We start from the raw sequence: 11,906 nt of genomic DNA, 5'->3' as shown, positions 1-11,906 counted from the left end.
ACAGCTTTGTAACCTTAACTTCCACATCCAGCAGCCGTTTTCACTTATAATGATACAGTATGGATTCGAATCACTCATCTATTGGAGGGCAGCCATGTCAAAAAACAAGCTCTATATGCAATCCATCTTCCTCATCGCATTAATCGCAACGCTCGGTTCACTTTATTTCAGCGAAATCAGACAATATGAACCATGTGAGTTCTGCTGGTATCAGCGCATACTCATGTATCCGCTCGTACTGATCTCCATCATTTCAATCATCCGCAATGACCATGGCGCCGTGTACTATATCCGGTTCATGAGTCTGCTTGGCCTCCTTATGGCATCTTACCATTACGCCCTGCAGAAGATCAGTTTTCTCGGTGATGGATTTACAGCCTGTACCGGGGTTTCCTGTACCGTCCAGTATATCGACTGGCTGGGCTTCATTACAATTCCATTCTTGTCGCTTATTGCATTTGCGCTCATCTTTATACTATCATTTATTTCAAAAAGAAAATAAGAAGGAGACTGAACCATGGGGAATAAAATATTCTACGGCATTATAGCACTTATCATCGTGGCGTTTGCCGGCATCTTCATATTTATGAACAGTGCTTCAAATGATCCCGATAAAATCAGCGATTCCGGCTACTACCCCTATACGGACCTGGAGCCAGAGGAGCTTGAAGGCGCAACCATCGACAAGTTGGATGATGAGAATTACCACTTCAATAAAACTTTCGATGAAACGAAGAAGATTATAGAAGAAGAGGATAGCGCGTTCGTCTATCTATGGAGCCCGACATGTGTCCACTGCATCGCAGCCACGCCATTTTTGGCGGATGCATTTGAACAGACGGATGCAGAAGTCACGCAACTGAATGTCTCGGAATATGATGCAGCCTGGTCGGAATTTGAAATTGAAGGCACACCGACCCTCATCTATTTTGAAGATGGCAAAGAAGTCGATCGCCTCTATGGTAATCCAGGAAACTCTGATGACTATAAATCATTCATTGAAGAAATGACAGGGACAATTAGATGAAATTCACAATACATGAGAATTTTGACGGGTCTACACTTGAAGAAATGCTGAAGACCCTTCATGTACCTAAAAAAGAACTTCATTTGCTGCGCATGTCGAAAGATATAACGCTAAATGGCGAACCAGCCCGACTCAATTCACCTATCCACTCAAAAGATGTAGTCGTCCTTCCGGATGACGGTTCCAAAAGCCAGTACAAGCCAAGCTATCGGACATGTGATGTTTTATATGAAGACCGTTATCTTGCTGTACTCTTCAAGCCTCGCGGCGTCAAGACACATCCGAATGAGATGTCTGAGACCAATACACTGATGAACCATGCCATCTATACTCTGGATGCCGACTACCTCGAACCGGTCCATCGTCTTGACCAGGAAACCAAGGGCGTCCTCCTTGTCGCCAAGCACCCTTTAGTCAAGAAGATGCTTGACCATATGTTGAGTGAACGTGAAATCAAAAGGACTTATATTGCACGCATTGATACAAAAAGGTTGATTGAAAGACAGACCATCAGTGCCCCGATAGCCAAAAATCCGAAAGAGCGCAATAAATACCATGTTACTGATAAAGGGAAAGAAGCGGTGACCCATATCACCAAGTCGCATGTTACACCGGATTATTGCGAACTTGAAATTGAATTGGAGACGGGCCGTACCCACCAGATCAGAGTACATCTGGCACATATCGGCTCCCCAGTCATCGGTGACCCCCTGTACGGGAACTCGACGCTTAGAGACCTGCAGCTCTTCAGCTACAGAATCGAATTCACCCACCCCCTGCTTCAAAAAACCGTGCGCGTGGAACTCGATAGAAAGACATTGTAAAAAAGACCTTCACCCCGTAATTTCTTGGGGTGAAGGTCTTTTTTTGCCTGTTCCATTTCATTTCCGTCTTCTGAAACGATCCTTTACCTTGAGCAACAACTGATTTTCATGTTGGATGATCTGTTCGCGACCGCTTCTTTCAGCGCGGCGCATCAATTCCACTTGGGCACTGATGGGAGGATGTTCGTTTTCAACATATACATAAGTGCCATCAGGACGTTGGCTGCGCGCTTTGATGTTATCCATCAGATACAGCCTGGCAATCGCTTTGATCTCTTCGATGATTGCTGGATCTTTGACTGGGAACAATATTTCCACGCGCTTGATCATATTCCGCGTCATCATATCAGCAGAAGATAAAAACATCTTACCTTCCCCATTATGGTTGAAATAATAGATTCTGGAATGCTCGAGGAACCTGCCGACGATGCTCACCACTCTGATGTTGTCGCTGACATCTTTTATCCCCGGTTTGAGGCAACATATGCCCCGCACCACCAGATCTACTTTCACACCCTCTTGGGAAGCCTGAAGGAGCTTGTTGATGATCTTCTTATCTGTAAGAGAGTTCATTTTGGCGAATATATAGCCTTTACCGTGTGTCCGATGCAGTTCGATCTCTTTATCGATATGATCCGCGAATAGATCCCGGATTTCAAATGGAGCGACATGGAGCGATTGGTAATCGGGCTTTAGGGAGTAGCCGCTGAGATAGTTGAAGAAGTTGATCGCATCATTCCCTATATCCTCGTCCGTTGTGATCAACCCCATATCAGTGTAGAGTCTCGCAGTGGAATCATTATAGTTCCCTGTGCCAAGGTGGACATAGCGAATCAACCTGCCTTTGACTCTTTTGACCACTAAAGTTATTTTACTGTGGGTCTTCAGGAAATTCATGCCGTAGATGACGTGGCATCCGGCATCTTCAAGTTCTTTTGCCCACTGGACATTATTCTCTTCATCGAATCGCGCCTTCAACTCTACAAGCACTGTCACCTGCTTACCGTTTTCAGCCGCATGCTTCAATGCTTCAATCACCGGAGAATCGCTCGAGACCCGATAGAGTGTCTGTTTAATCGCAAGGACATCCGGGTTCTCTGCCGCCTCACGCATGAAATCTACAATCGTTGGAAGCTTTCAAAAGGATGATGTAGGAAGACATCTTTTTTCAGGGCACGCTTGTAGATGTTCTCCCCTGCAAGGAATTTCGGTTCCTGCGGCACGAATGGCGGGTATGCAAGATTGGGATGGCGCTCCTTAAATTTTGCTGTCAGTTCAAACAAGAAAGTCAGATCCAACGGCCCATTGAACCTATATACATCCTGCTCCTCGAGATTCAATTCATTTTTCAGAAAAGAGCCATTGATGGAATCGTCCTTGCTTGTGTCTATCTCTAGCCTGACAGCTGCTCCTTTTGTCCGTTCCTTCAGGAAACGCTCAATCTCTATCAGGAGATCGGCAGCCCCTTCTTCATGGATGGTCAGGTCCGCATTGCGCGTAATCCTAAACGGGAAGGTCCGTTCAATCCTATAACCTCTGAACAATTCACTGATGTGCTGTTCAATGATATCTTCAGTCAGGACAATATAGGTTCTGTCCCCTTCCTTAAGTTCATAAAACCTGCGGATAACAGTCGGCAGTTGGACGATGGCGGTCTGATCACCCAATTCATTCGAAAGGTTGACGAAGATATTGATTTTCTTATTCATCAATTTGGGGAAGGGCCGATAGGCATCCATTCCGAGAGGAGTAAGGGAAGGGAATATTTCATTTCTGAATATCGTTCCGAGTTCTTCCTGCAGATGATGCGGGAGTTCATCCGGACGCTTCAGGATGATGTCATAGCCTTCCAGTTCCTTCATCAGACGATGAAAGATGGCATACTGGGCATCGCAGTTCCGCCTGTTCATATCACTGATGCCCTTGAGCTGTTCGCCAGGCGTCATCTGCGTCTTGGTATCCGGTTCATGATAATCCATCTTTACCTGGTCTTTCAGCCCTGCAACACGTACCATGAAGAATTCATCCAGATTTGAACTTGTAATTGCCAGGAACTTCAGCTTTTCAAGTAGCGGGTTCGTATCGTCCTCTGCCTCTTCAATCACCCGGTAGTTGAAGCTGAGCCAACTGAGCTCTCGATTGTTGTAGTATTCTTTATTGTTCAATCGATATGTCATTACTATTCTCCTACTTCCTCTAAGATGAAACTGGTTATCATGCTTCTATGAATTTGATTTCCAGATGCCCATCCATAATCTTTTCGATATGCTTCTTCTGTCTCGCTGCCTGGTACTCTTCTGCAATCGGATCCCCTTTATATTTGATTGTGAGAGTCATATCATCTTCTTCATCATCCAGATAAAGATCCTCTACAATGCTTGTGTTCGAGATGTTCAGGGCATTCGCAAACTTCAATATGCTGCCGAGCTTCATGAGAATGCTCATTTCCTCGCTATTGAACCATCCGGATTCATCCGCAAAGAACTTCAGGAGCGTCTTGTTCTTGAAGCTTGCAAGCAGAGCCAGCTTCACCCGGTCTCTATGGACAATGCCGTTGATGTTGCTGTTTGAGATCAGATAGTAGGTGTGCTGACTTGTCGCATCCCGGTCGATGAACGACCCGAGATAGAAAATATATGCAGCATTCTTCATCAGGTATTTCTCATGTCTGCTGATGGAGATGAAATCATACCGCTCCAATTCATGATAAAGGCGTTCAGTGATCTCCTGGCGTTTCTTCCCTTCCTCGAAATCGATCTGGAAATCACTGGCAAGTTCCTTCAATGAATCCCTGAAAATATGGTATTTATTAAAGGCCGCCGGGTAGTCTCTGGTAATCATGGACATCGCCAGACCTTCCCGTATCCCCTGCCTGCTGAACTTGAATTCCTGGGCTCTTGAGATATCATAAAGTGATTTGAAGACGATGGTACTCGGCAGGATGATGTCGCTACGATCCTTACTCAACCCATCGATGTCATCTAGATCATCTTCCTTTGTGTTCTCAAGAAGATCGTATACATCCTGTAGATCATTCCGGTCCATGGAGTAGCCGTGGACGCCCGCAATGGGGTAATTGGTTGAAGACTGGTGGATACGTGCTATATTACGTGCACTTCCTCCGATCGCAAGTATTGGTACTTTACGCTTTGAAAGCCACTTGATCGATTTAAGCTGCTTTTTTACATACTTTTCCGTCTCTTCCAACGCCTCTTCATCGTTGTGCTTCTTATCATCAAAAAACATGCTTTTCAATGTTACGACACCGAATGGGAGGCTGACCGAATGGATAAGCTCCTTATTCTCAAAATATGTCAGCTCAGTACTCCCCCACCGATGTCGATGATGAGGCCGTCCATGTTGCTAATGGTATGGACCACTGCATGATAGCCGTAGAATGCCTCTTCCTTGCCAGTGATGACTTTGATTTCCATACCGACTTCTGATTTTACCCGTTCGAGTATGTCGTCCACGTTGACGGACTGTCTGATGGCCGCCGTTGCGACCGGATGGATTTCCTTGACGCTGTATTTTTCACTGATCAGCTGGAAACTCTTCAGGATGGAAATGAGGTTATCGATCCCTTCTTCTGCCATGACTTTGTCCTCATCGAGGTACCACGCCAACCGGGCAGGTGTCTTGATATTCTGGAGCTCTTTAAGACCGGTCTCCTCATCATATTCAAACAATACAAGGCGTACAGTATTAGATCCGATATCCACAAGTCCAATTCTCTTCATCATATACAGTCTCCTAATCTTTGGATTGGGTCATCTCTTCTGGCTTGATCCATTCGTCGAATTGAGCTTCGGTCAGATGTCCGGATTCAATTGCGGACTCTTTGAGGGTCAAGCCTTTTTCATGGGCATTTTTGGCGATTTTCGCAGCATTTTCGTACCCGATATGTGGGTTCAGCGCCGTGACCAGCATAAGAGAATTGTTTAGGAATTTATTGATGTTCTCTTCGATCGGTTCTATTCCGACAGCACAATTATCGTTGAATGTCTGCATGCCGTCTGCAAGCAGATAGATGGACTGCAGTGTATTATAAAGGATGACCGGCTTGAATACGTTCAGCTCGAAGTTACCTTGGGAGGCTGCAAACCCGACTGCCGAATCATTGCCGAAGACTTGTACTGCCACCATCGTCAGCATCTCGGACTGTGTCGGATTGACTTTACCCGGCATGATTGATGAACCCGGTTCATTCGCAGGGATTTCGATTTCGGCTATTCCAGCGCGTGGGCCGGAGGCAAGCCATCTGACATCATTCGCTATCTTCATGAGGTCTGCCGCCAATGCCTTCAATGCACCATGGAGATAGACTACTTCGTCATGCGCCGTCAAAGCATGGAATTTATTTGGGGAGGAGACGAACTCATAACCAGTCTGCTTGGAGATTTCCTTTGCTACACGGTCGCCGAATTCAGGGTGGGCGTTGATGCCTGTACCTACAGCCGTACCACCGATTGCAAGGTTTCTGATTTGATTTTTGGATTCACCGATCAGTGCCTCACACTTTTCGAGCATGTATCTCCAGCCACTGATTTCCTGGCCCAATGTCAATGGAGTGGCATCCTGCAGATGCGTACGTCCGATTTTGATTATGTCTTCAAATTGCTCTTCTTTTTCCTTGAATGTCTTTTTAAGACCCTCGAGGGCAGGTATGAGCTGTTCCTCTACAGATTGATAGAGGGCGACATGCATTGCCGTTGGATATGTGTCGTTGGAGCTTTGGGATTTGTTGACATCATCGTTCGGGTGGACCTTTTCGTCCACACCCTTTTCAGATAGATATTCATTCGCGACATAGCTGACGACTTCATTGACGTTCATGTTACTCTGGGTGCCGCTTCCAGTCTGCCATACTACAAGAGGGAAATGGTCATCCAGTTCACGATTGATTACTTTATCGCACGCGTGGATGATCGCTTCTTTTTTATTTTCGGAAAGTTTGCCGAGTGCATGGTTGGAAACTGCCGCAGCTTTTTTGAGGTGTGCAAATGCTGTAATGACCTCAATAGGCATTTTTTCTTTTCCTACCGGGAAATTCTGCTTGCTTCTTTCTGTCTGTGCACCCCAATATTTGTCACTTTGAACTTTAATTTCGCCGATTGTATCTTTTTCTATTCTGTATGACAATTAAAAAACCTCCTGAAAATTAGTATTCATAGAATATTTTATACTAATTTACAGAAGGATTCATCAGTTATCCATTATTTTCATCATCTAAGTCTTCTTCGTGTGTTTCATCGTTCGAGGAATCGATCGGATAATCTTCATTTTGGGAAATCTGTTCCATTTCTTTTCCCAGTGCTTTCACATCTTCCATATCCTCTGTCATCTCATTGCTTTCGGGTTCGATATCTTTCCTATAATCCACTTCTTCATCTCTTTTCATCATACCCCACCTTATGCAAATTCTGATGTGTAGTAGTCGACGATATCACGGTCAAGCTGGGACGCCGCTTCCGAATCCATGACTACCGTCACCATGCGGTGCTTCTTCACCTTGGCGAAATCTTCCTGGCCGTTCTCTGCCGCGTCGTATAAATCTCTCACAGCCTTGGCCTTATCGTTTCCTGTTGCGACAAGCACCATCTCCCTCGATTCGAACAGCTGATCGTTCCCTTCGGAACCGCTATACCCTACCTTTTTATTGGCGCCGATGGATAATACTGTAAGGTTTGCCTGCTTCTTATCGTCAAGGACTGCCTTCATCGAATCTTTGGTGCCTTCCATCTTCAGTTGATTCTCAGGAATATCCAAGTCATTGAATACTTCTGCATTGCCATCCTTATTGATGGTGACGATATACACTTGAGCATAGTTTGCTGGATGTATTTTGGATTCTTCAACCAGTTTTTCATAGCTTTCGTCCAGTTCTTCGTTCATCTCAAGTCCAAGGACGCTTGTCGGGTTGTTATGGATCTGCTTTCTTACGATGTCTGCAATATAGTCGCTTACCAATGTCTTGTCCTTGAATATCTTAAAATTCATTGCCATATAAATTCCTCCCGGTTTTCTCCGTTTTTTTAAACATCTATATTATTCTACCCTGGTGGGCGGGGATTCTAACAAAAATTATCCCTTTTCAGCTTTTTTCTTTCTTCTGGATGGTTTATAATGTTATCATGTATGGAAATATAGGAGGCGCTAATTATGAAAGCATTTCTGATATTGATGGTCAGTATGTCCTTTATCACTGCCATTCTTTCTTCAAGCCGTGAATCCGAATATGGATATAAGGATGACGGTGAAGAAAAACTAAGTTAAGTTCAAAGCAGGTCATGCATAGCATGGCCTGCTTTTTTTATTGACCGAGAAAGCCTTGTCTCTTGACGACAGCATCCACATCAAGCCGTTGCTTTTTGCCGAGCATGCCGATCACCTGGTCACTCCAGCTGTCTCGACGTTCTCCCCGGTACGGGCTTCATAATAACTGCTTATCCTCTCATCGTAAGCATCGATCTCCGGCTTCACTTTTGCCGTCGGCGTATAGGTATTTTCATGATAGACCGCTTCAAAAGGCAGACGTTCTTTCTGACTGCCCTCATGATCCGGGTAACCGACTACCATGCCGAAAACTGGAAATACGCCTTCAGGCAGTTCAAGTATTTCTATGACCTCCGCCATATCATTTCGCAGTGAACCGATATAACACATGCCAAGTCCCATGCTTTCCGCCGCCACAGCAAGATTCTGGGCTGCAAGGGAGGCATCGACGACACCTACAACAAATTGTTCCGTCTTATCGTGCGAAATCGGCGTCCCTTTGTCTTTTGACAGTTCGACATGACGGTGATAATCGACTAGAAATACAAATAGATGGCCATTATCCTCCACGTACGGTTGGGTGCTGATCGCCCGTAAAGCCGCTTTCTTCTCCTTATCGGTGACACCCAGGATGCTGTAGGCCTGCACATAGCTGGATGTACTCGCCGCCTGCGCAGATTTCACCAACTCCCGTATCGTCTCTTGATCCAGGGGCGCCTCCTTAAATTTCCTGATCGATCTGTGCGCCTGCAGTAGCTCGGTAACTGAATTCATTCTTCTCCTCCTAGTTTATATGCGGAAAACCTTGTTGCCTCAATGCTTCATATATAAGGATTGCCGCTGTATTTGCCAAATTTAAAGACCTCACCTTATCTGTTATCGGGACTCTCAGGGCACTATCGCCATACTGCTCTTTGAGCCAATCGGGCAGACCTGTCGTCTCCCGGCCGAAAATGAAATAGTGGGCCTCGTCATCATTCGAAAAGTCCACATCCGTATAAGGTTTTGTCGCAAATTTCGTAAGCAGGTAATAGTTCCCCTCGGTCGCTTCAAAAAATGCTTCTGCCGAATCATGGTGGACGACATTAATATGCGGCCAATAGTCGAGGCCGGCCCGCTTCAGCATTTTATCGTCCGTTGAAAAGCCGAGTGGATGGATCAGATGCAGTGTCGAACCCGTTGCTGCACAAGTCCTTCCTATGTTGCCCGTATTGTTCGGGATCTGGGGTTGATATAATACGATATGGTTTGCCATATGTTCCTCCTAAGCGCTTTCTTGGATGCCTTTTAGCATCTCTTCCTTTACTGTCTCGTCCGTCTCTATTTTAAACCTTTCCCCAATGTAGCCAAGTGCATCGTTTTCCAGTATGCGGCCTATCGCCCAGTAGGCAGTCCCTTTGATTACAGGGCGTGGGTCATTTTCCGCTACACGCTTCAATACATCTACAGCCGACACTTCCTTGAAATGTGCCAGTGCTATGATCGCATTGCGTTGTATGGGTTTCTTGCCGCGCCAGGTTCCCGCAAGGTGACCGTATGTCTCCTTGAAATCCCTGTTTGATATTTCAAGGAGTCCAGTAAGTTCAGGTTTCAATATTTCAGGTTCCAGTACAATATCATCATGATGGTCCGTATTGATGCCTTTATTACGGGGACATACCTGCTGACATGTATCGCAGCCATACAGCCTGTTGCCGATCTTACCGCGGTATTCATCAGGCAGGAAGCCTTTCGTCTGTGTCAGGAAAGAAATGCACTTTTTTGAATTCAGCTGCCCATTTCCGACAAGGGCACCTGTAGGGCATCTATCCACGCAGATATTGCAGTCTCCACAAGAATCGATCAATTCTTCATCTGGTGGAAAAGGAAAACTGGTGATCATCTCGCCAAGATAAGTATACGTTCCGAGTGTGGGATTTATGACGAAGCCATTCTTCCCTATGAAACCAAGACCACTTCGCCGTGCCACTTCGCGGTCACTTAACACTCCGGTATCGACCATCGAGTTGCATTCGATTGAAGCGTCGATGGATTTTATATAGGCTTCCAGCTTTTCAAGCCTTGAATTGAGCAAAGTATGGTAGTCCATCCCCCATGATGCGCGGGCGAACATACCCCGCCGCTCCCCCTTTTTACTTTTGGGTGCATTCGGAAGTCTGTTCGGGTACCCCACGGCGATGGAGATTATGCTGCGCCCTGAACGCAATGTGCGATCAGGATTCGTCCGCTCCTCTATGGAGCCTTTTTCAAACCCTGATTCGAAACCTTTCTCGTGATAATCAATCAACTTCTCCCTATATTCCACAAACGGCTCGGTATGGGTGAATCCGATATCATCAATGCCGATGGAATGGGCATACTCAATGACTTTTTCCTTAAATTCAACACGGTCCATCTCGTCACCTGCTTTCTTCGACCACGTTATTATACCGATTGACATTATACTATCAGACGGACGTTGGCCACAACCCTGGACTATCTATATTTTTCCTTGTTGATAATCGGATTGCCACACTTCTTCAGGCACCATGCTTCCTCCGGTACACCACAAAACATGCGTTGCGCCCTCTTCTTCGACAGCCGTTCTGAGAGGGCCCATAAAGCTTGCTGCCGCAGATGGCTCAGCCTTGACCCCTTCAGTATCGTAGGCCATTGCTAGCAGCCGGTACAACTGCTCGTCTGCAACGGTATAGAAGGAATGGATCTGATTCTCCATGAGCTTGCCGATGAATTTCGATGGCCTGCCCACAGCAAGCCCATCCGCTATCGTGATATTATCCAATCCGATGTCTCTTACCGACAATGCATCGTGCCGTCCCGTCATCACTCCTAAAAGCATGCTGGGGGCCGCTACAGGCTCAGCGAACACCGGATGGACATGTTGGCCATAGACTTGTTTGAGACCGAAGCTGATGCCGCCTGGTGCACTCCCGACACCACACGGCAGATAAACATATAAAGGATGCTTTTCATCTACAGTAATGCCCGCCTCATCCAGTTGCTTCTGCAGGCGCAGTGCAGCCACTGCATAGCCCGTAAAGAGTGGTTTTGAATTTTCGTCATCTACGAAATAGCTATTCTTATCGGAAATTGCCGCCTGACGCCCCACATCCACAGCTTTGCTGTAGTCATCCTCATGTTCGACGACTTCAGCGCCATGTTCCCTTAAAAGATCTTTCTTCCACTGTTTTGCATCACTCGACATATGGATCGTCACTTTGAAGCCAAGTGCCGCACTGATGATGCCGATGCTCAGTCCAAGATTTCCAGTCGAACCACAGATGATTGTGTAGTCTGAAAAGAATTTCTTGAATGTCTCAGAAGAGAAGAGGCTGTAATCTCCATCCAATCCAATCAACCCTTCATTTACCGCCAATTCCTCTGCATACTTCAATACTTCATAGATGCCGCCACGTGCTTTAACAGAACCAGATACCGTCAGAGCATTATCCGCTTTAATGAAACACGATCCCCTGATCGTCTTCTGAAACTCTTCCTCCAGGTGGGCTTTGAACCGATCAACCCGCACCAATGGTGATTCGATGATTCCATTATCCTTCACAGTCTCGTCAAAGGCTTTTTGTATAAACGGTGCAAATCGTCGCAGCCGTGCATCTGCTTCCCTGATGTCTTCAAGGGTCAGATTAAAATCTTGAGGTGCTTCAACGGTTTTCCCATACAGTGGATTTTCCCAGAAGACTTCTTTTTCCGTGATATTTCTGTTATAAGCGGCCATTGCTCTGCTAATGTATACTTGGTCTCCAATTCATCCTCTCCCT

General features: G+C 46.0%; 9 protein-coding genes and 3 pseudogenes. 3 read left to right on the top strand and 9 right to left on the bottom strand.

The genetic code is table 11. The annotated features are described in order from the left end of the window. Nucleotides 1-94 precede the first annotated feature (94 nt). Genes ACYF68_RS05900 through ACYF68_RS05890 form a run of 3 tightly spaced genes read left to right on the top strand, consistent with a single transcriptional unit; the run spans nucleotide 95 to nucleotide 1,851 of the window. Nucleotides 95-502 (top strand): disulfide oxidoreductase, encoded by a 408-nt coding sequence (locus ACYF68_RS05900; RefSeq protein ID WP_461045737.1) that lies wholly within the window; start codon nucleotides 95-97, stop codon nucleotides 500-502. Between the two features lie 15 nt (nucleotides 503-517). Next, a complete protein-coding gene (locus ACYF68_RS05895; protein ID WP_461045735.1) occupies nucleotides 518-1,027 on the top strand; it encodes a thioredoxin family protein in 510 nt (169 codons plus the stop codon). Then, nucleotides 1,024-1,851 (top strand): RluA family pseudouridine synthase, encoded by an 828-nt coding sequence (locus ACYF68_RS05890; RefSeq protein ID WP_461045734.1) that lies wholly within the window; start codon nucleotides 1,024-1,026, stop codon nucleotides 1,849-1,851. The genes ACYF68_RS05895 and ACYF68_RS05890 overlap by 4 nt, the downstream gene beginning before the upstream one ends. Nucleotides 1,852-1,908: 57 nt before the next feature. Here the strand turns inward: ACYF68_RS05890 and ACYF68_RS05885 are convergent. The 9 genes and pseudogenes from ACYF68_RS05885 to ACYF68_RS05845 form a co-directional block, all read right to left on the bottom strand. Beyond that, a pseudogene (locus tag ACYF68_RS05885) lies at nucleotides 1,909-4,028 on the bottom strand (RNA degradosome polyphosphate kinase). A 37-nt stretch (nucleotides 4,029-4,065) separates the two neighbouring features. After that, nucleotides 4,066-5,594: pseudogene (gene ppx / locus ACYF68_RS05880) on the bottom strand (exopolyphosphatase). Between the two features lie 10 nt (nucleotides 5,595-5,604). After that, the gene (gene fumC / locus ACYF68_RS05875; RefSeq protein ID WP_461045732.1) at nucleotides 5,605-6,993 is read right to left on the bottom strand and encodes a class II fumarate hydratase; all 1,389 of its coding nucleotides are present in this window, start codon (nucleotides 6,991-6,993) and stop codon (nucleotides 5,605-5,607) included. Between the two features lie 67 nt (nucleotides 6,994-7,060). After that, nucleotides 7,061-7,255 (bottom strand): SAS053 family DNA gyrase inhibitor, encoded by a 195-nt coding sequence (locus ACYF68_RS05870; protein ID WP_461045730.1) that lies wholly within the window; start codon nucleotides 7,253-7,255, stop codon nucleotides 7,061-7,063. Nucleotides 7,256-7,263: 8 nt separating this feature from the next. Continuing rightward, the gene (locus ACYF68_RS05865) at nucleotides 7,264-7,857 is read right to left on the bottom strand and encodes a 6-phosphogluconolactonase (protein ID WP_461045728.1); all 594 of its coding nucleotides are present in this window, start codon (nucleotides 7,855-7,857) and stop codon (nucleotides 7,264-7,266) included. A 307-nt stretch (nucleotides 7,858-8,164) separates the two neighbouring features. Then, nucleotides 8,165-8,901, bottom strand: a pseudogene (nfsA, locus tag ACYF68_RS05860) (oxygen-insensitive NADPH nitroreductase). Nucleotides 8,902-8,911: 10 nt separating this feature from the next. Then, a complete protein-coding gene (gene trmL, locus ACYF68_RS05855) occupies nucleotides 8,912-9,382 on the bottom strand; it encodes a tRNA (uridine(34)/cytosine(34)/5-carboxymethylaminomethyluridine(34)-2'-O)-methyltransferase TrmL (protein WP_461045726.1) in 471 nt (156 codons plus the stop codon). A 9-nt stretch (nucleotides 9,383-9,391) separates the two neighbouring features. Beyond that, the gene (gene queG / locus ACYF68_RS05850) at nucleotides 9,392-10,522 is read right to left on the bottom strand and encodes a tRNA epoxyqueuosine(34) reductase QueG (protein ID WP_461045724.1); all 1,131 of its coding nucleotides are present in this window, start codon (nucleotides 10,520-10,522) and stop codon (nucleotides 9,392-9,394) included. Between the two features lie 84 nt (nucleotides 10,523-10,606). Further along, complete coding sequence (locus ACYF68_RS05845) at nucleotides 10,607-11,863, bottom strand: D-serine ammonia-lyase (protein WP_461045722.1); 1,257 nt, start codon at nucleotides 11,861-11,863, stop codon at nucleotides 10,607-10,609. Between the last annotated feature and the right edge of the window lie 43 nt (nucleotides 11,864-11,906).

Source organism: Salinicoccus sp. CNSTN-B1, assembly GCF_054792835.1.
This window is presented reverse-complemented; position numbering and strand designations above follow the sequence as displayed.